At 63.0% G+C, this 20,848-nt stretch carries 14 protein-coding genes; 9 read left to right on the top strand and 5 right to left on the bottom strand.

Annotation, left to right across the window (positions count from 1 at the left end; all coding sequences use genetic code 11):
• The first annotated feature begins 9 nt into the window (after window positions 1–9).
• Genes AAC126_RS04435 through ectB form a run of 5 tightly spaced genes read left to right on the top strand, consistent with a single transcriptional unit; the run spans window position 10 to window position 6,973 of the window.
• Window positions 10–2,607: an amino acid adenylation domain-containing protein gene (locus tag AAC126_RS04435; RefSeq protein WP_339850476.1), complete on the top strand. Its 2,598-nt coding sequence runs from the start codon at window positions 10–12 to the stop codon at window positions 2,605–2,607.
• 25 nt (window positions 2,608–2,632) lie between these two features.
• The gene (locus AAC126_RS04430; protein ID WP_339850474.1) at window positions 2,633–3,391 is read left to right on the top strand and encodes an alpha/beta fold hydrolase; all 759 of its coding nucleotides are present in this window, start codon (window positions 2,633–2,635) and stop codon (window positions 3,389–3,391) included.
• Window positions 3,392–3,415: 24 nt separating this feature from the next.
• Window positions 3,416–4,537, top strand: coding sequence for a hypothetical protein (locus tag AAC126_RS04425; RefSeq protein ID WP_339850472.1), 1,122 nt, complete (start codon window positions 3,416–3,418; stop codon window positions 4,535–4,537).
• A complete protein-coding gene (locus AAC126_RS04420) occupies window positions 4,534–5,664 on the top strand; it encodes an FkbM family methyltransferase (protein WP_339850471.1) in 1,131 nt (376 codons plus the stop codon). The genes AAC126_RS04425 and AAC126_RS04420 overlap by 4 nt, the downstream gene beginning before the upstream one ends.
• Window positions 5,657–6,973: a diaminobutyrate--2-oxoglutarate transaminase gene (gene ectB, locus AAC126_RS04415; protein WP_339850469.1), complete on the top strand. Its 1,317-nt coding sequence runs from the start codon at window positions 5,657–5,659 to the stop codon at window positions 6,971–6,973. The genes AAC126_RS04420 and ectB overlap by 8 nt, the downstream gene beginning before the upstream one ends.
• 10 nt (window positions 6,974–6,983) lie before the next feature.
• On the opposite strand, the gene AAC126_RS04410 is transcribed toward ectB, so the two are convergent.
• On the bottom strand, window positions 6,984–8,771 hold the full coding sequence (locus tag AAC126_RS04410) for an ABC transporter ATP-binding protein (RefSeq protein ID WP_339850479.1): 1,788 nt from the start codon (window positions 8,769–8,771) through the stop codon (window positions 6,984–6,986).
• 356 nt (window positions 8,772–9,127) lie between these two features.
• Between AAC126_RS04410 and AAC126_RS04405 the strand changes: the two genes are divergently transcribed.
• Genes AAC126_RS04405 through AAC126_RS04390 form a run of 4 tightly spaced genes read left to right on the top strand, consistent with a single transcriptional unit; the run spans window position 9,128 to window position 14,709 of the window.
• Window positions 9,128–11,428, top strand: coding sequence for a TonB-dependent hemoglobin/transferrin/lactoferrin family receptor (locus tag AAC126_RS04405; RefSeq protein WP_339850468.1), 2,301 nt, complete (start codon window positions 9,128–9,130; stop codon window positions 11,426–11,428).
• A gap of 4 nt (window positions 11,429–11,432) precedes the next feature.
• The gene (locus AAC126_RS04400) at window positions 11,433–13,208 is read left to right on the top strand and encodes an SbmA/BacA-like family transporter (RefSeq protein ID WP_339850466.1); all 1,776 of its coding nucleotides are present in this window, start codon (window positions 11,433–11,435) and stop codon (window positions 13,206–13,208) included.
• Window positions 13,205–13,888, top strand: coding sequence for a hypothetical protein (locus AAC126_RS04395; protein WP_339850464.1), 684 nt, complete (start codon window positions 13,205–13,207; stop codon window positions 13,886–13,888). Before AAC126_RS04400 ends, AAC126_RS04395 begins: the two co-directional genes overlap by 4 nt.
• Window positions 13,888–14,709, top strand: coding sequence for a ChaN family lipoprotein (locus AAC126_RS04390; RefSeq protein WP_339850463.1), 822 nt, complete (start codon window positions 13,888–13,890; stop codon window positions 14,707–14,709). The genes AAC126_RS04395 and AAC126_RS04390 overlap by 1 nt, the downstream gene beginning before the upstream one ends.
• A gap of 39 nt (window positions 14,710–14,748) precedes the next feature.
• On the opposite strand, the gene AAC126_RS04385 is transcribed toward AAC126_RS04390, so the two are convergent.
• From AAC126_RS04385 to AAC126_RS04370, 4 genes are read right to left on the bottom strand one after another with little or no spacing between them, the layout of a single operon-like run.
• Window positions 14,749–17,235 carry a hypothetical protein gene (locus AAC126_RS04385; protein ID WP_339850461.1) on the bottom strand — a complete coding sequence of 829 codons (2,487 nt, stop codon included), beginning with the start codon at window positions 17,233–17,235 and terminating at the stop codon, window positions 14,749–14,751.
• On the bottom strand, window positions 17,235–18,068 hold the full coding sequence (locus AAC126_RS04380) for a hypothetical protein (RefSeq protein ID WP_339850460.1): 834 nt from the start codon (window positions 18,066–18,068) through the stop codon (window positions 17,235–17,237). The genes AAC126_RS04385 and AAC126_RS04380 overlap by 1 nt, the downstream gene beginning before the upstream one ends.
• Window positions 18,053–19,750 (bottom strand): cyclic nucleotide-binding domain-containing protein, encoded by a 1,698-nt coding sequence (locus AAC126_RS04375; RefSeq protein WP_339850459.1) that lies wholly within the window; start codon window positions 19,748–19,750, stop codon window positions 18,053–18,055. Before AAC126_RS04375 ends, AAC126_RS04380 begins: the two co-directional genes overlap by 16 nt.
• A gap of 11 nt (window positions 19,751–19,761) precedes the next feature.
• Entirely contained in the window at window positions 19,762–20,829 is a 1,068-nt protein-coding gene (locus tag AAC126_RS04370) for a cytochrome c family protein (RefSeq protein WP_339850458.1), read from the bottom strand.
• Window positions 20,830–20,848 lie beyond the last annotated feature (19 nt).

Raw genomic sequence — 20,848 nt, 5'->3', positions numbered from 1 at the left:
AGGACAGATATGAAACTTTCCAGCTTCAACCTCGTCGAACCTACCGAAGATATCCGGGATGACGCGGCCCTGATCGAAAGCTTCAACCGCACCAGGCGTGACTATCCCAGAGACCGCACAGTGGCCGAACTGTTCTCGGAGCAGGCCGCGGCCCATCCAGACGCGATTGCGTTGAGTCTCGATGGCCAGAGCATGACCTACGGCGAGTTGGAGCGCAGGGCCAACCGTCTGGCGCATTATCTCTCCGATCATATCGGGCTGCGCGAGGGCGCCCTGATCGCATTCGGTCTGGAGCGTTCGTTCGACCTGATCGTGACGATGCTCGGCATCCTGAAAGCCGGGGGCGCCTATCTCCCGCTCGATCTTGCATACCCGGCGGAACGGCTGCGCTTCATGCTGGAGCATTCCGGAGCGGAGGCTCTCATCACCCGTGCGGATCTTTGCGCAAACCTTCCGGAGGCCGGCGCCCGCCTGATCCAGCTGGATTGGGACGGTCCCGCGATCAAGCAGGCGCCCGACACCCCGGCGATCAGCACCGGAGCCGGCGGCAACCTTGCCTATGTGATGTACACCTCCGGCTCGACCGGCCGCCCCAAAGCGGTCGCCGTGCCGCAGCGGGCCATCACCCGTCTTGTGCGCGGCGCGGAATATGCCGATTTCGGGCCGGACCAGGTGTTTCTGCAATATGCGCCGGTCTCTTTCGATGCCGCGACATTCGAGATCTGGGGGCCGCTGCTGAACGGTGCCCGGCTGGCTCTCGCTGCGGGCGGAAAGCAGAGCCTCGCTGATCTCGGCAGCCTGATCAGCCGCGAGGGCGTGACCACGCTCTGGCTTACGGGCGGGCTGTTCAACGCGATGCTCGACACATATCCGGAGAGCCTGAAACCGCTGCGCCAGTTGCTCGCGGGCGGCGAGGCTCTCTCCGTCGCGCATGTCCGCAAGGCGCTGGACATGCTGCCCGGCTGCCGCCTCGTCAACGGCTACGGGCCAACCGAGAACACCACTTTTTCCTGCTGTTACCAGATTGCGCCCGGCGACTACCGGAACGCCATTCCGATCGGGGCGCCGATCGCCAATTCGACGGCCTACATTCTCGATGACCGGATGCGGCTTCTGCCGCCCGGCACAGCCGGTGAGCTTTATGTCGGCGGCGACGGCCTCGCCATCGGATACTGGAACGATCCCGCTCTCACCGCCGAACGCTTCGTCGCCAATCCCTTCGCTTCCGGAGAACGGCTGTATCGCACCGGCGATCTGGCCTGCTGGCGCGGCGATGGCAGCATTGATTTTCTTGGCCGGCTGGACGATCAGATCAAGATCCGGGGTTTCCGGATCGAACCCGGTGAGATAGAGGCCGCCCTGCACCTCTATCCCGGCATTACCGGCGCCGTCGCGCAGGCGTGGTCCTTGGCGGGGCGTCACGACCGGCGCACACTCATCACGCATTACACGGCGGAAGATGCCATCGACGAGAGCGCGCTGCGGGAGCATCTCGAGGCGACACTCCCCGATTTCATGGTGCCCACGCACCTGATCCGGCTCGACAGCCTGCCCCTCAATCCGAACGGCAAGATCGACCGCGCCGCCCTGCCTCCACCCCCGATGGATGCGGATAGCGCACCCGAGCCACCCTCCGGTGAGACAGAAACCGCACTGGCGGAGATCTGGAGTGACCTGCTCGGAACATCCCCGGTCGGGGCGACAGACGATTTTTTCATGCTCGGCGGGCACAGCCTTCTGGCCGCCAAAATGGTCGCGACGATGGAGAAGAGATTTGGCGTAACGCTGCCACTGACCTCTGTGCTGACCCACCCCACGATCCGCGAACTGGCAGGGGTCATCCTGGACGCGGCACGGTTTGGCACGGCCGAAATCGACCAGCCCTGCGTGCGCCTGAGCAAGCGTCCAGGCGAAAAACCGCTCTTCGCACTGCCGCCCGGAACCACGGATGCCTTGAGCTATGGCCGTCTGGCCGGAGATCTGGAGAATGTTGATTTTCACGCCTTCAACTTCATCGAAGCGGAAACCCGGATTGGCGAGTACGCAGACCTGATCACCGGGGCGGACCCGGATGGCCCGCACATACTCTTCGGCTATTCCGGCGGCGGCAATCTGGCCTTCCAGGTGGCACTGGAGCTGGAGCGCCGGGGCCGACGCGTCAGCGACATCGTGATGCTGGACGCCTCCCGTTTCCTCAAACATTTCGATTATCCGGAAGAAGAGGCGGACCGCCTTGCCCGGACGGTTCTTGAAGCGGACGGCGCGGCCTCCATCGTCTCCAGCAGCGTGCTGCGGGACAAGCTCCACCGCCGGATCCGACGCTATTACGCCTTCCTGTCCTCAACCACCGAGACCCGGCCCGTCACCGCCAACATTCATCTGATCTGCAGCCCTGCGGGCGAGGACGAATACCGGGACGATGACGGAACGCTGATCGCCAGCAAGCAGGCCTGGGCAGAGGTCACACGCGGCGCGTTTCACCGGCACGAAGGCCATGGCGATCACGGCGCCATGCTGCTTGAGCCTTACTACCGCGCCAATGCCGCGCTTCTCGGCGCAATCCTGACATCCGCCCGGGCACCGGCCACGGCGTCCGCCACCCCGTAACCACTCGAAACCACCGGAGAGTGCAATGAACGCGACTGCGAAAACCGATCCCTGGATCCGATGCGCCAAACCGAACCCGGCGGCCAGGCTGCGGCTCTTCTGCCTGCCTTATGCGGGCGGCGGCGCCTCCCTGTTCCGGGATTGGGGACAGGCGCTTCCAGACTCTGTCGAAGTCTGCGCCATCCAGCTTCCCGGGCGCGAAGACCGGATCGCCGAGACACCGTTCCGGCAGGTTGAGGACTTACTCCCGGTATTGCTGGAAAAGCTGCGGCCCTATCTCGACCGTCCCATCGCCTTTTTCGGTCACTCCATGGGCGCATTCCTGTCCTACGAGCTGGCCCGTGCTCTGACAGAAGAGCATCGCGGCCCCGCGCATCTGATCGTCTCCGGCCAGCGCGCGCCGCACCTGCCGCTGTCGCGGCCGCCGAGCTACCACCTGTCCGACTCCGCCTTCTGCGACCGGTTGCGCAGTCTGAACGGCACGCCCGCGTCGGTACTGCAGGAGCCGGAACTCCTGACCATGATCCTGCCGCTGCTGCGGAGCGATTTCGAGATGAGCGAGACCTATCTCCGCACGTCCCGCAGCCAGCTGGAATGTCCCATCAGCGTGCTCGGCGGCGAAGAGGATGACGAGGTCGATCCGGCCGGGCTGGAAGCCTGGCGGGAAGCCACCGTCGGTCCGGTGAGCGTCAGGATGTTTCCGGGCGACCACTTCTTCCTGCAATCCCAGAAAGACGCGCTTTTGACACTGACGGAGCAGACCCTCCGGCCGCACCTGCACTGACCCTCAGAACGGAAAGGAAGCGACATGAGTGATCGCGACGCGGCCCTGGCATATGCCGCCTTCGAAGACCGGGATCTGGAAACGGCAGCACGCCGGGCCGACGCCGCGCTCCGCGCCGGTTTCACGCCCATCCGGCAATTGGGGGCCGTCATTGCCGCCCAGCGCGGTGATTACGCGGACGCGATCGCCAGACTGGAAGCCATGGAAGATCACAGCGAGGCCTCGATCGCCCTGCTGATCCGCCTGCACCTGCTGGCGGGCGATGCGGGTAAAGGCGGCCTGCTCCTGCTCGATTGCTGCAAGGCCAATGCGTTCGGCCCTCCCCTTCACCCGATCCCGCGCTGGCAGGGCGAGCCGCTTGAGGGGCGCCGCATCGTCGCCTGGGGCGGCGGTCTTGGCGATGACATCCTCTATGCTCGCTTCCTGCCCATGCTCGCCAAAAGCCACGGCGCCGAAATCACCCTGCAATGCCGCCCCGGCCTCGTGGAACTGTTCAAATCTCTCACCGGTGTCGACCGGGTGCTGCCTCTGGAAGCCGAGATACCGGAATGCGATTTCCACGTGCAAACGGCGGAGCTCGCGGCCCATTTCGGCATCCAGCAAAACAGGCCGTGGGATGGTCCCTATCTGCATGCCGCGCCGGTCGCGCTTGCCGGAGACGGCCTCAAGGTCGGTCTGGTCTGGGCGACGACTGCCAGCCATTGGGAAGGCGCCTCCCGCAGTGCATCGCTGGCCGAGATGGCACCTCTGGCGGAGATACCGGGGGTCAGCCTGTACAGCCTCCAGTTCGGGGCACCGACCGCGCAACTGACACCGCCGCCCAAAGGCATGGTCATCGAGGATCTCAGCGACCGGATCAGGGGCTTCGCCAATACCGCCGCGGCGCTCGAAGCTCTGGATCTGGTGATCTCGATCGACACTGTCGTCGCCAACCTGGCCGGTGCCATGGGTCTGCCTGTCTGGGTGGCAACGCCGGCCATGCCGGACTGGCGCTGGGGCCTCGAAGGCGATCACACTCCCTGGTTTCCGAGCGCGAAGGTTTACCGGCAATCGAGCGCGGGGAAGTGGCGGGGTGTGTTCGAGACAATGGCGTCCGATCTCGCCCGTCTGGCGCAACAGACCGACAAACGGCAGGCCAGCCGATGAGCACGGCATGCGATTGCACATTGTGCCGCGCGGACCCGCATCATCCGGGCAAACGCTTCCATGACAGTTTCCGGCGTATCGCCGCCTGCATGCCGGAAAGCGATCTCGCCTCCTGCCTTGTGCAATATGCGAAAATCTCCGCAATGGGGGATGGGGACGACCGGATCCTGCAGCAGATCGGCCAAATGGACGAGGCCAGGCTCGTCCTCGCGCGCCGGGCCGTGCAGCAGGATCAGGACGAGATCCGACGCAACCTCGCCGGAGCCACAGATAAAATCCCCGCCCTCGCCACGACCGGAGAGACGCGGGACTGGCTCACCGCCGTCGCCAGAGCCGCCGCGAACCACTCACCCGACTTCCGGCTTCGGGGAATGCAGCTTTCCATCGGGCTGAATGACCGGGAATACCGGATATTCATGCCGCCGGACTGGATGGCCTATGCCAACCTGTTCGAGGTACTGCTGCGCCGAAACTACGCGCATGATCATCGCCCGGTCGGGACGGTCTTCGATATCGGCGCCTTCATCGGCCTCTCGTCCGTCTATCTGCACAGCTGCTATCCGGACGCGGAGATCATCGCGGTGGAACCGGGACGGGCCAATCTCCGCGCTCTCGATAAAACACTCGGGCAGAACCGGAAACAGATCCGCTCCCGGACCATCGGCAAGCTCGTCGCGGCGGAGTCGGGGACCGCGACCATGGCCAGTCTGGCGGACGGGCCGGACACAACCAGCATGCTGCATTCGACTGTTTTCGACATTACCGCCGCGTCGACGGAAAGTGTCGAGGCCGTGGGGTTTTCGGAGCTGGTCGGCGACACCCGCCATTACGGTATCAAGCTGGATATAGAGGGCGCTGAATTCGGCCTCGCGCCCTGCCGGGACGTACTTGCCGGCGCGGAATGGATCCTCGGCGAATTTCACTTCGGACCATGGTCGCGCCCCGAAGACCGGTGGCTGCCGGATCTCCTCCGGCGCGACTTCAGCCTCGAATTGCAACTCCCCCGGCTCGAGATGACGCCCGGCGGGGAATATTTCTGCATTGCCCAGGATTACCGGGCCGTGAAGCCGGCGGAGACGGTACGCGCCGACATGGATACGTCACTCAGGAGCACCGAACATGCATGATATTTTTGAGGTCGCCGAATCCCAGGTCCGGAGCTATTGCCGAAGCTTTCCCGCCCTCTTCACCAAAGCCGTCGGCCATGAGCTCATCACCGAAGACGGACGCCGTTTCACCGATCTTCTGATGGGGTGCGGCGCGCTGAATTACGGGCACAACAATCCGCTGATGAAAAACGCGGTGCTCGATTATCTCCGCGACGACGGCATCCTGCAGGCCATGGACCTGCATACCGGCGCGAAACGGGAATTCCTGCAACGCTTCAAGCGCGTCATCCTGGACAAAAGAGGCATGCCGCACCGTGTGATGTTCACCGGCCCGACCGGAACGAACGCCGTGGAAGCCGCCCTGAAACTCGCACGCAAGGTGACGGGGCGCTCGACGGTCCTCGCTTTCACCGGCGGCTTTCACGGCATGACGCTCGGCTCCCTCTCGGCAACCTCCAACCGCGACAGCCGGCGCGCTTCCGCCCATCTTCTGTCAAACACACTGCGCCTCCCCTATGACGGTTACCTGCCCGATGAAGACGGCCTCACCTTTCTGGAGCGAAGCCTGGACGACCCGAGCAGCGGGATCGAAGCACCTGCCTGCATTCTGGTTGAAACAGTGCAGGGGGAAGGCGGATTGCGGGCGGCTTCGGCCTCCTGGCTGCGCCGTCTGCGGAGCATCGCCACCCGCTGCGGCGCGCTGCTGATCGTGGACGATATCCAGGCCGGCTGCGGACGCACCGGCAGCTTCTTCAGTTTCGAGGATTTCGGCATCCAGCCGGACCTGATCTGCCTCTCCAAATCCATCAGCGGTCTCGGCCTGCCGATGGCCCTGCTGCTGATCGCGCCGGACTTCGATATCTGGCAGGTGGGCGAGCATAACGGCACCTTCCGTGGCAACAACCTGGCTTTCGTCGCCGCCGCCGCGTCCCTGCAGTATTGGGAAGATGACAGCTTCCGGGATGATCTTGCCGACAAGATTACAATACTCGACAACCGCTTGCGGACGATGGCGGAGCGTTACCCGGATCATATCGACGAGGTCAGGGGGCGCGGCATGATGCGCGGTCTGGTTCTGCGCGGCGCCGATACGGCAAATACCGTGTCACGGAGCCTTTTCGCACGCGGCATTATCGCCGAAACCTGCGGTGCCGGAGATCAGGTCCTGAAGCTTTTGCCCGCCCTGACGATCCCGACCAACGCCCTGTGCGCCGCCCTCGACTGTATTGAGGTTGTGATCGCACAACTTCCCTCCCGGGGCAGAGACATCGCGGCTGTACGCCCGGCTCAGGAAAGGCCCCAACTCACCCAGATGGGTGCCGGTTAAGGCCCTTTCTTTACTCCCCGGCCAAAGTGCCGAGAGGTGAGGTCACGGTCCGATCATTGGCGATCGCAGCCTCTGCCGGTGCATCGCCCGTCTGGACCGCATGCAGGCTGCGGTAGCGGCCATTGGGCCGGGCGAGCAGTTCGGCATGGCTCCCCTGTTCAATGATCCGGCCTTCTTCAATGACGAGAATACGATCGGCATTGACGATCGTAGCTAGACGATGAGCGATCACCAGTGTCGTGCGGCCGTCGGACAGGTCGGCCAGCGATTGCTGAATGGCGCGTTCTGTCTCGGTATCGAGGGCGGAGGTCGCCTCGTCCAGGATCAGGATCGGTGGATTCTTCAGAAAGATGCGGGCAATGGCCAGCCTCTGCTTCTGCCCGCCGGAGAGTTTTACCCCGCGCTCGCCAATGACGGTATCGAGGCCATTCGGGAGCCCCGCGATCACATCATCAAGCCGGGCGCGCCGCACCGCTTCGGCGATCTCTTTCTCTGATGCTTCCAGCCTGCCATAGGCGATGTTTTCCCGGATCGTGCCCGCGAACAGGAAAACATCCTGCTGCACGATGCCGATATTGGAACGCAGCGATTTCAGCGTCAGGGCTCTGGTGTCGATACCGTCGATGGTGATCACCCCGCCGCTGACTTCGTAGAAGCGCGGCAGCAGCGAGCAGATCGTCGTCTTGCCTGCCCCGGAAGGCCCGACAAAGGCGATGGTCTCCCCCGCCTTGATGGAAAGGCTCAGATCCTCGAAAACCGGAGAGCCCGGCTGATAGTCGAACCGCACGGCACGGTATTCGATATCGCCCTTGAGACGGTCGACGGTTTGCGCATCGGAGCGATTGGTGATGTCCGGCCGGGTGTCGAGAAACTGCGCGTAGCGCTGGAAGCCGGCGAAGCCCTTCGGATAGGTTTCGATGACGGAGTTGATCTTCTCGACCGGCCGGAAGAAAACACCGATCAACAGCAGAAAGCCGACAAAGCCGCCCGCCGTGAGTTCCTCATGCACGACGAACCAGGCGCCGGCCAGCATCACCACCACCTGCACGAAGCGCATGGACAGGTAGGAGAGCGACATCGAGGCCGCCATCACCTTGTAGGCTTCGAGCTTGGTGGCGAGGTAACCGGCATTGTTCTCGGCAAACAGCTTGCGCTCGTGATCTTCGTTGGTGAAGGCCTGCACCACACGGATGCCGCCGATATTCTCCTCGATGCGGGCATTGAAGTCGGCAACCCGGCCGTAGAGCGCGTGCCATGTCCTGGTCATCCGCCGGCCATAGCGCGTCGTCACCCATGCCGTCAGCGGCACGATCAGGGCCGTCAGGATCGCCAGCGGCACATGCACCCAGAGCATCAGGAAAAAGGCACCGATCAATGTCATCAGGGCAATGAACAGGTCCTCGGGGCCGTGATGGGCAACCTCGCCGATTTCTTCCAGATCCTTGGTCAGCCGCGCCACCAGATGGCCGGTCTTCTGGTTGTCGAAGAACCCGAAGGACAGCTTCTGCAGATGATCGAAGGCCTTCCGCCGCATCTCCGTCTCGATCTTGATGCCCAGCATATGCCCCCAATAGGTGACAATGACCTGGAGTCCGGCATTGAGCATATAGATGAGAAGCAAGCCCAGAGCCGCGAGCGAAATCAGCCCGAGCTGGTTGGTCGGCAGCAACCGGTCGATGAAAACCGTCACCGCGATCGGAAAAGCCAGCTCCAGCACACCGGCGACGACGGCGCTTGAGAAATCAAGCGCAAACAGGCCGCGATGCGGACGATAATAGGCAGCGAAACGCTTCAGCAGTTCAGTCACGGCGTGACCCTTGTCATCTGTATGAACGCGGTAACCGTTCACCCGGAAAATCGGCAAAGGGGCGGCCGCAGAATTGTCTTTAACAGGCGCCTCCGCATCTGTCACGGATGCCTGATGTGGCAGCACCGGTTTGAGCATGAAGGCCGGACTGACAAAGGATATCAAAGCGCCACAAGAAAGCAGGTAAGCTATTACTTTTGCTGAATTAATTTATTGACAAAAATTAACATCGACTTATCGTATTCGCATCGGGGCGTTTATTTCACGCCCTTCCCAGCCAGCCATCCGCAAGCAAATCACCTTTGATACAAGCCCGAATGCTCATTCGGGCTGCCGCGGAGTGTTCAATGCAAAACCGCAAAGGCCGAGAGGCCCTCAAGCTGGCGATCGTCGCTGGCTATGCCCTCATTTGCGCCTCGCCAAGCGTTCAGGCCCAAGAGGTCACGACAAATCCAACAGAGACTGCTCCCCAAAAGATCAGCGAAAACAATCAGCCCGGCGTCGAAGGCGCGACGGTGCTGGAGCCGATTTCGGTCGTCGCCGGCCGTCAGGCAACATCTACGCAGGACATCCCCTCCCATGTGACAATCGTGGATAACGAGGCGATCACCAAATACGGTATTACCGACATGCAACAGCTCACCCGGTATATCCCGGGCGTGACTGTTGACCGGCAAACAACCGCCACCGACCCCTTCAACACCTTTGGCGGTTTCAATATTCGCGGCGTTGGCGGCAACCGGGTGCTGATGCTGTCAGACGGCTCGCGCGTCTCGGAGCGTATTACCGACGGGACGCGAGACTATCTGGACTTCAATTTCGTCAAGCAGGTCGAAGTGATCAGGGGCCCCGCATCCGTCCTTTGGGGGGCCGATGCAATGGGCGGCGTCGTCGCCGTTGAGACGCTGGATCCCGAAGACCTTCTGCTGGGCCGGAAATCGGGCGGGCAGGCGAGGCTGGGCTTCGACAGCTTCACGACCTCCGGCACAGCCTCTGCCGCAGCGGCCTACCGCCTGTCCGATACACTGACATCCATGATTGCGTTCTCGCGTCACAGAGGCAGCGAGGCCGAACTCAGCAATGCCAGGGCCGATGGCGGCATCTACGGCTGCCCGAGAGATCTCGCCGTCGGGCAAATCCCCTGTAACGAACTCGACGACACGCAGACGGATACCTATCGCGGTCTCGCAAAACTCGTCTGGGCACCGACCAGTGAGCACAGTCTGGAGCTATCGGCGGATCTTCTGAAGCGGTCCACCGCCGTCGACTACACAGTGAGCCGCGGCACACAGTCCAATGGCGACTATGTGAACGACTATGACCGCAATCTGGATCTCACCCGCGGGCGTTATGCGCTGGAGCACCTGTGGACTCCGGAAACCACGTTTCTGGACAGTCTGAAAACAATTGTCGCCTATGCCCCGCATGAATACGACAAAACCGGGACGGAGCTGGGCACGGCATCGGCCGGCAATGCCTACCGGATCGACGATACCCTGAACTATACCGAGGACTTCTTCGAGCTCGACGTCCAGGCCACAAAGTTCTTTGCCACTGGCCCCGCCAGCCATGACCTGATCTTCGGCTTTGACGGCGATTATTCGGTTCTCGACTATACCCGCATCGACAGCACCACAAACCTGGATACCGGTGCCACCTCGGAGACCCGTGCGGGTGGCTTCAATTTCGCCAATTCCGATACACGCCGCGCCGATATCTACATGCAGGACACGATCGGTTTTCTCGGGGACAGACTGGAAATCACCCCGGGCATTCGGTACGCGACCTACCGGATCGATCCGGACCCGAACGCCGATTATCAGATCGTCGACGGCTCCGAGCCACGCTTGCGCGAAGACACCGCTCTGCTGAAAAGCCTCGGCGCCCTCTACAGGCTGAACGACACCTGGTCCGTCTGGGGTAAATATGGCGAAGGCTTCAAGATGCCGACCGCCCAGCAGCTCTACACATCCCTTCCAGGCTCTTTCTTTGACCTGACGCCCTCCCCTGATCTGGAGCCGGAGGAAGTCACCAGTTACGAGGCAGGTGTGCGGACGCAGTTCGGTAACGGATATATCGGCGTGACCGGTTTCTATTCCGACTACACCAACTTCATCCAGAGCTTCTACAATCCGCCGGGCACAAACGACTACACGTACCGCAACCTGTCTTCCGTCGAAGTCTGGGGTATTGAGGTCGATGGTGCCTATCAGATGAATGACAGGCTCAGATTTAACGGAAGCCTGGCCTGGCAGAAAGGCGACCAGAAAGCCTCGGATGATTCCGAGACCGTACCGCACACGCTGCCGCCTCTGACGGCGGTCCTCGGGGCGGATTACCTGATCCCGGATTATGACCTCAGCCTTTCCGCTGTAACGACACTGGCCGCGCCGGTGAAGGAAGTCTCCACGGAGACCGGGTTCAAGCCGGGTGGCTATGCCCTGCTCGACCTGTTCGGACGCTGGCAGGTGACGGAAATGGCGAGCCTCAATTTCGGTGTGAAGAATGTCTTCGACACCCGGTATTTCGAAGCCGGTGCGGCGGACCGGACGACATCTCCTTCCACCTCCGTCGCCAATCAGAACCCGATCGAGCTCCAGACCGGAGCGGGGCGGACCTTCACCGCGTCACTGACAGTCCGGTTCTGATCACATGCGCATCATCCTGATGCGGATCCTCACCCTGACACGGCATGCCGTGTCAGGGCCCGGGTCCTGGTACGGCTACCTTCTCTATGCCGTCGTTCTCGGCTGCCAATTTGCGGGCATCTGGATTTCCCTGCGCCTGATCGCCTGGAGCAAGGCTTTCTACGATGCCCTGGAAAACAAGGATGCCATCGCGGCCCTGACCGAAGTCGGCACCTTTGCTCTTCTGATCGGCACATCGGCTGCGTTTCATCTTGCCGGGGACTGGTTGCGAAAGCGTCTGTTCCTGTTTCTCCGCCAAAGGCTGACGGAGCATGTCCAGGACGCCTGGCTATCGAACAAGGCCTACTGGCTGTTGCGCCCCGGCTTTTCAAGCGATCCCGTGGATAACCCGGATCAGCGCATTGCCGAGGACTGCCGTCTTTTCATTCACCGTCTTCTCATCGAAACCCTGGATCTCGTATCCAATATCGTCGCAATTGGCTCCTATATTACCGTCCTGTGGTCCCTGTCGTCGTTCTCGCTCGAATTCACCGTTTCTGGACAAGAGGTTTCCATTCCCCATTACATGGTCTGGGCCGCCTTCCTGTATGTCTCCCTGTCCACACTGATTACCCATCTGCTTGGGCGCCCGATCAAAGACCTTATCTTCACGCGAGAACGCCGGGAGGCGAATTTCCGGCGGGCGCTGATCCAGGTGCGTGAAGGTGCCGACGAAGTGGCCCAGTCTTCCGGGGAGCAGGCGGAACGCCGAAGATTAACCCGCCATTTCAATATGATACGCACAAACTGGCTGCGCCTGACCAACGCCGAACTTATCCTGGGATTGTTCGTGCGGCCGTATTTCCAGACGGTCTTGCGCATACCGACCTTTCTCGCCCTGCCAGCCTATTTCGCCGGCTCGGTCACTCTTGGCGGGCTGATGCAGCTCGCCTCGGCGTTCTCGCGGGTAACGACGACCTTAAGCTGGTTCATCTTCTCGTATCGCGATCTGGCGGAATTCGCGGCGGTATCCGAACGCCTTGATCTCTTGCTGAAATCGGCGGCATCCCCGGCACCTGTTCCCGGTTCCCCCCGGGAGATCGACCGCAGTCATGGTCATGATGCACGTTTGCATGTCCGGCGGCTGGCCCTCACCACGCCTCTCGGACTGGCTCTCAGCCCGGTGCCCGATGTGAGTCTTCGATCTGGAGAAACCGTGTGGGTGCAGGGCCCTTCCGGAATTGGCAAAAGCACTTTCCTGTCCGCCCTGTCCGGACTGTGGCCCTATGGCAAAGGCGAGATCGTCCTGCCGGAAGGAAAACTGTTGGCTCTGCCTCAATTTTCCCGCGTTTTCCCCGAAGGCCTGGCCCATTCGATCACCTATCCGGATGATCCCGAAGAGGTCGGGCGCGCGGCTGTCGAGGCCGCCCTCGTCAAGGTCGGCCTTAGCCATCGCCTGGAAGCTCTCGATAAGCCCAGTGAAGAAAGCTATGCGGGCCTGTCTGCGGGCGAGAGGCAGCGGCTCGCCCTTGCGCGGGTTCTGATCATCCGGCCGGATATCCTGATTCTCGACGAAGCCACCAGCGCCCTCGATGCCCATAGCGAAGCGGAGGTCCTGAGCCTCGTCCGCAAGGAATGCCCTGATGCGATGATCATTTGCGCGGCGCATCGCCCGCCTGATGCGCTCGGAGACTTCAAGGTACTGACGCTCGGCACCGGCCGGGAGCGCGACAGCGCCGTGCCGGAGACGGGCGAAACCGATCAATCCTATAATCTGCCGAAGAACGGAGCCACAGCATGAGCGATGCCGTGAAACGCCATGGACTGAACGCCACCCCTGTCGAAATCATGAAATTGCTGCCGGAGATGGACCGGATCCAGACCGGCGCCCGTGCCGACGGAGCCGTCCATGAGCGGCTGGGAAAGATCGAGACGGTCGAAGTGACGGACAGATCCGTCCGGATTTCCGGCGCCTGCCACGATCTCGTTCTCGATCCGTCCGCCCTCGTCTCGGTCGAGTACGACACCACCATGGAAATGCGTGACAAGATCTATCCCCGGCTGGACATGATGGGCAAAGACGGCGACGTGCTGTTTTCCTTCACCGGCCTCGAAGGGCTGGAAGCGATGGCGCCGCATCTCACGAAGTTCGAGCGCACCCCGATCGCCCCACGCCCCTGGCCGGCACGGGAGGAAACCGAGCCCGATCTCGAAAACGATCCGGCACGCCCCTTCCTTGAAAGCCTCATCGGCGCGGCGCCGGTCACGGTGCGCATCGAGACCCCGCTCTTCACCCAACAATGGGCGGGCGAAATCGCCAAGATGCTTCCCGCCGGCGGCTGCTTCAACATCATCCTGAAAGACTTCCACCTTCACCTGCCGGCAAACACTCTCTCCGGCTGGGAGGAGCGGGACGGCTGGCATCGCGGCATCCTGCTGGACCGCTCGGACAGCGCCCTTTCCATCGGCCCGGCTCAATGATGACCAGCAAGATTACTCCGGGCCAATGGATCAGCCCCGAGAGCGGAAAAACCCTCTCTCACGGCGACGTTCTGAAAATGGCTGCCGAGGCGGGCACCGTCCTTCTCGGCGAGCAGCACGACCAGGCTGCCCAGCATCGCTGGCAGCTTCATGTGCTGGCTGGACTGCGCGCCCTCAGGGACGATCTCGCTGTCGGGTACGAGATGTTTCCCGCCCGCCTAGATCCGGTGCTGAAGCGCTGGACCGACGGCGATTACGCGAGCGAGGCGGCTTTTCTGGATGACGCGGAATGGGGGACGGTCTGGGGCTTCCCTTCCGGGCTGTACATGCCGCTTTTCCGATTTTGCCGGCAATTCCGCATCCCGATGCATGGCCTCAATTGCCGCCGGCCACTGGTCACGGAAGTCGGGAAACTGGGCTGGGACGCGATCCCGGAGGCCGAGCGCGACGGGGTCACCCCCGCTCTGGCCGCAACCCGCGCCTATCGCCAATATCTGTTCGACATAACCGGCGGCGGATCCCCGACCAGAAAGTCACAGGGCCCCGACGACCCTGCTTTTGACCGGTTCGTGCGCGCCCAACAGGTCTGGGACCGCTCCTTCGCCTGCCGCATAGCAAATCTGCGAAACACTCCCACCGCACCGTTGGTCGCCGGCATTATCGGCCGCGGTCATCTGGAGTTCGGCCATGGAACACCGGCACAGCTTGCCGATCTAGACACCGGCCCGGTCGTTGTCCTGCTCCCCCATGTAGACAGCAATCCACCCGCGAAGGGCATCGCCGACGCTGTCTTTTGCATGGATGTACATGAAGACGGGTGATGAGCGGTCTGCTTGAAACAACCCGACCTATCAAGCTCATCATTCCGCAGGTGTCAGGACCTGCATCCGGGTTGCGATGGTTGGGGTGGGGAATGTGCCGACGTGGTAGGTGTGGCACTGGGTGCAGGTGTCTCCGGCACGGCCCGGTGCGTGACAGCCCGAGCAGGTTGCGACAGTCGGCTGGGAGAAGCCGGAGATCACGGCGGCATGAGGGTCGCCCTGGTTGTATTGATCCTGGAAGGCTGCCATGTTCGCAGCTCCCTCCGGGCGGGTCACGATGTGGCAGGTCTGACAGCCACCGGAATCCGCAATCAGGCTGAAATGCGGAGCGTGGGCGAAGCGCACGAATTCCCGGACGGCGGGATCGTAGCCCATCGGCAACCAGTTGACCGAACCAGCCCCTTCCCCGCGACCACTGTCTGCTGACGGGACGCGGTCGACGCTGTGACAGCGCAGACAGGTTCCCGGCGCCCGGGCATTGTCGAACGTCCCCATCAGCCGATTGGCTTCCTGAGCCGGCTGTGCCGCGGCTATATCGATCCAGGCCCGCATGAACGGGTCGGCATGTCCCGTCGGCCGATATCTCAAGGCGAACGCGCCCCGGTACCAGCCCCCGGCCCGCATCCATTCCTCGGCAGAGACATTCGGCTCAATCCGTGTCGGCAGGTCTGCGACACCTGTCTGGGTGACCGGTTCCGTCGGAGCACTGTCTGGTACCGGCACCAGAGCTTCAGGTGCCGAGGGCCCCGCCAGAATATCCGACTGATCGGGAGACGGCATCGCGAGGATGTCCGATTGATCCGGTAATGGCACTGCAAGGATGTCCGATTGATCCGGTAATGGCACTGCAAGGATGTCCGATTGATCCGGTGACGGCACTGCAAGAATGTCCGATTGATCCGGTGACGGCACTGCAAGGATGTCCGATTGATCCGCTGACGGCACAGCAAGAATGTCAGACTGGTCAGACGTAGGGGCCGGCGCGATGGCCGCATCCTGTGCAAGTGCCGGGCCCGGAATTACCCCCGGTAATGCCGGGAATGGCTGGGCGAGTTCGCTGGGTAAAACGGGGAACCAGTCTTTGGCGGCCGCTGCCAGAACCTCCATCGGCAGGTGACCCAGCAGGATGCCTGTCCGGTCGCTATCCGGCCGGCCGGCATCGTCGCCGCCAAGTCTCGCCTCGGCCGCCTGGACACCGTTGGCGAGAAGATCGCCGACAAGACGCTTGATCGCGAAGGCGACGGTCGCCACGGCCCGAATGTCCCGGGGGGCCACATCGCGCAGATCCAGCAGATCCACGCCGTCCAGCCGATCCATGGCAGCCGCGACCTCCGGCTCCCCCGCCAGCAGGCGCCGCATGAACGGGGTGAGCGGCTCCTCCGACCATTCAGGCCAGGTGCCGATGTCCACGCCACGGGCCTCCAGCTCCAGCAGGTCCAGCCCCGGCACGGTCAGAAAGGCGATGCCTTTCGGCCCGATAGCCCCGGCCCCGGCGATATCATCCTGGTGACATGAAGCACACATGGTCTCAAAGCTGCCTGTCAGCATGGCCCGCCCGTCATCCGACGGCAGGTGGCAGGTGTTGCAGGTCTCCGGCACCTTTCCAGCACTCTCGGCCGCGCCGAAATGCCGGTCGAGATGGGCGGCATGGTCGAAGGCGATCCGGGGCCTGCGGTCCGACAATGGCGTGTCAAACTCCGGATGACCGTTGGCGAAAGAGGCAAACTGGACGGTGTGACAGCTCTGGCACGCTCCCTCCGGTATCCCGGTGAGATCGGCTTCGACGCCGCGATGCTCGCGATGACAGGTGGCGCAACCGGCCGAAGAATCCGGCGCATCGGCACCACCGATATCGGCGAACAGCCATCCCGATGCCTGGAACTTGAGCGGTGTCGTGCTCTTGTCTCCGGCGCGACGGGCCAGCGCCGCCTCGGTCAGCGCGGCTGTCTGGGCGAGCGGCCGGGAATGTGCCTTCTCGGCATCCGCACCCAGCGCGTGACAGCTCTGGCAAGCACTGTCCCCTTCGGCATGACCGTCCGGCGCATTTCCGAAAGCGGTCATGACCCACCCGGCAGGTCCATCGTTGAAATTCTGGTGGCAGCCGGCACAGCCGCCGACCACGCTATGCTGGAAAGTAAGCGGCCCCGGCGACAGCAGGGCCTCGCGATCGGTCCCCGTCAACGCGATCATGACCAGACCGATCACCGCGACCACGACCAATCGCGTCACCCGGCGGCGCACGGCGCTCAGACTGCGGACCGGAACACAGGGGGGACGCTGCACAGCACATTGGCCATCAGGATGCGGGCCTGCGGCACAGGGGCCACCGGCGCTCGGCGGGCAGGTGCAGTGCCAGCGATCGCCCCGGCGTACCGGCGCACAATCCGCCATACCCTGACAGCGCCCCTTGCCATCCGGACCGCGCGGGCATGGCTGGCCGAGGGCAAGCCGCCCGCACTTCCAGCCCCGGTCCGGGCGGTCGTAGGAGCCGGCACTGACACCGGCATCTGCCCTCTGCTCTCGCATCACGCCCCCACCCTGAAGGCATAGGCAAGCACGGCATGCACAACCATCAGGATCAGCAGCCCATGCGCCAGCGGGACATGCACGAACAACCAGAGCCGCATGGCCGACTGGGCGGCATATTGATAATCCAGATCGTCCTTGGCCTCGACCAGCTCGCAGAGCCGGTCAAGAATGGCGCGCCCTCCAGCATCTACATACCGGTGCAGAGAACGGATCTGCTGGAGTTGACGGTGCAAATGGCCGTGATATCCGGTCAGGTGGGACAGCGCGTTTCTCGGGCCCTGAAAATAGGCGCTCAGTTCCTTCTGGTAATAATCGGCGATGGTGATCGATCCCGTGTCGCGGGCGGAGTCCACAGCCAGAATCTTCGCCTCCGCGGCAATCTCTGCCCGCCGGACGGCAATGCGGTCATAAAGCTCACGGGGGCCGTGATCGCGCATGCGCCTTGGCAGCATCCGGTTCAACCAGATCCCGACGGTTCCACTGATCGCGACCGCCACGAACGGCAGCCACAGCGCAACCTCGAACGGGCCGTCCGGCAGACCGAATCCGGTATGGGTCAGAAACGCCGCGACCGTGAACCATCCGGCATAGATATGCACCTGCTCCCAGGTCGACGCGTCGCCGAGCGGTAGCACCGGGATACGCCGGCGCAGGTCGAACAGCGCCAGACCGGCGATCAGCACGATCAGGATCCAGCCGGTGACGAACCGGGTGTCATGCAGGGTCGTCTCCGCCAGACGGGCCGCCGCGATGAGCATGGCGGAGGCAAGCGCGACGATCGCGCCGTTGCGGATCCGCCGCCGGGTGAAGAAAGTCAGCGATGCAGCCATGCCACCAACTCCTCCGGATCGCTCATATCGAGGCGCACCAGAGCATCATTCGGGCAGGCGCGCTGACAGGCGGGGCCGCCGAGTTGTCCCGCGCAAAGGTCGCATTTGGTTGCCCGGCGGATTGCCGCACCGGTCTCGCGATCGGTGATGACCTGGCCCGCACGGTCGGCAATCTCCACCATGACGATGTTGTCATAGGGGCAGCTCCGCGCGCAGGTGCCGCAACCAATGCAGGTCTCGTCGTTGATATGCACGTCGCCAAGGGACAGATCACGCTGGATCGCGCCGGTCGGGCAACCGATCAGGCAGACCGCATCAACGCAATGCATGCAGGCATGGGCGATCATCAGATCGTTATGCGACGGCCCCTGCCGCACGAAGCGCGGATTGCCGTCATGGGTCGCCGCGCAGGCCTTCACGCAATCGTCGCACCCGGTGCAGCGGTCCAGGTCGATCACCATGGACTGGGTGCCGTTGATGATGCGCTCGTCGATCAGGAAGTCGACCAGCGGCTGCTCGATCCCGGTCTCACTGTCGTCCCGCTTCCAGACCGGTGTGGAGGGCACCTCCAGGGGGGCCGCTGTCGGCAGCAGATGTTCCGGCAATGTGGGCAGGACATAACGCTCCATCACCACCGCCGGCACCCGAAGGATATCGAAATACCCGATCGCCCGCAGGCTGTAGCGAAGCGGCAACGCTGCGCCCCCGCGCCATTGGCGGACCAGTTCCTCGAAGCCGAAGACGTCGTTGTTCTTCAGGTACCCGACGGTCCGGTCGCCATGATCGAGATGCTCGGTCACCCGGCCAAAACCGGCGCGGACCATGATCAGGTCGTCGACAAGACTGCCTTCCTCGGCGATCAGCGGCTCTCCGGCTAGGGCTCCATCGCGGTTCGCCGGCACTGCGCCGGTTGGAAAAAGCTCCTGGACGCCATGGTTTTCGAAACGGATTTCCCCGGCGACCAGCGCGGTCGTCTCTGCATCCAGATGAGCGAAGAGCGGACTTTCCGCCAGATGCGCAAGCAGGCTGCGGGTGCGGTGCAGATGGTCGACCGCCTCGCGCAGGCCGGGATCGCGGGCACGCAGATCGCGCAACCCCTGCCATCTGAGCTCAATCAGCTCGCAGTCCGTACCGGCGAATACGGTCGCGGTACGCGGGGTGCGGGACAGGGCGGAGATCTCGCCGAACATGTCGCCATGGCCGAGTGGGATGGTCGAATTCTCCTCCATCACCCGATCAATATCCGGCAGATAGGCCCGGTCCCGGTCGGCCCGCAGATGCACCGTTCCCGATCGTGGCGACAGGGCGCGCGCCTCGATCTCCGGTGCGTTGCGCCAGAGCTGGGAGAGCGCCTGCCAGAACGGGCGGCGTTGCCGGGAGGCCGCGCGTCTCGTTCCGGGCAGATCGGCATAGAGTACACAGGCCGTTCCGGTAAGGATCACGAAAACCGAGTTCCCGTAATCCCCTTCGCGCACAACGATGTCGCCACGCTGGTAACGGTTGATCCGGGCATCGTTGCGCACGATATCCGCCAGCGACTGACCTGCCGGAAACCGCGCCGGGTCAAGGTCACGAAAGACTGGCGCCGCCAGAATGCGCGCGACATCCCCCGCCGCCAGATCCGGATCGAACGGATTGTCCCAACGCCGGGGCCGGCTGATCGCTGTGGCGGGAGAAGGCACCTGTGCGATCCTCAGCGGGCCGGTTTGCCCTTGTAGGCGGCGTCCGATGGCAGTACCGGGTCGAGGGCGCCGAAGCTGCTGCCGTCATATTTCTCGACAATCTGACGGGTGATCGCACCAACCTTGTCCGCCGCCGCCGACAGGGCCGCGTCATTGTTGAGCTTGAGTCCGGCACTGCCGGCCACGGTGCCCATCTGCGCAAGCTCATCGATCTTCAGATAGCCGTTCAAGGCGGCGACCGCCTGCCGGGCGGCCTGAGCGCGCTTGGCCATGGACACCGCGTAGGATGCTTTCTGGGTCGCCTTGCCAACTGCGCGCAGCGCCGTCTCCAGCTCGACCGCCCGCCCGACGACGAACATCAGCCGCTTGTCGTTGAGCGCGGCAGGTGCATTGGCGGCACCTTTGTTGTGCCAGGTATTGTGACGAACCTCACCCTGGGACCAGGTGACCAGCTCGAACGGGCTGCCGGCTTTGTGGCCGCCGGTATTCACCAGCTTCTCGTTCGGCACGACATGGCAGGAGAAGCAGTTCTTCGCCCAATTATACATATCCTGCGGGCGGATCATCCCGGCAGCCTCGGCCTTCTCCCAGCGGAGCGCGATCTCCTCCGGCGTTTCCTGGCCTTCCTTCTTGCCGCTGAAACCGCTGTGGATCGGCTGCCAGGCGCTCGCCGCTCCATGGCAACTCTCGCAGGAGATACCGGCAACCGCGTCACGCCCGCCACCGGCTGCTTCCACAGTCGTAAAATGGCAGTCCAGACACAGGCTCTCCGACTTGATCCGGCGCATGCCCATACGCTCGGCGATGTCGTTCGCCTCTTTCCTGCGGGTGAGTTCGGTGAAGGTCGAGAAGTGGTGCGTGCCCTTCCAGACTTCGGTCTCGGTCTTGTGGCATTCGGCGCATTTGGCCGGGCCTATCATCTTGAACGCCGAATGATCGGTCTGCGCCGAAGCGGGTACGGCGGCCAGCGCCACCGCGACAAGCAATGCCGAAGCCAGAAACGATGCCGTTGCGGCAAGCCAACCCTGAGTTCGCTTAATCCCCGTGACCCACATTACCGCATATCCCATTGGTTTCATTTTTATTTGTTCTAGTCCA

The organism is uncultured Nisaea sp. (genome assembly GCF_963974195.1).
Lineage (GTDB): Bacteria > Pseudomonadota > Alphaproteobacteria > Thalassobaculales > Thalassobaculaceae > Nisaea.
This window is presented reverse-complemented; position numbering and strand designations above follow the sequence as displayed.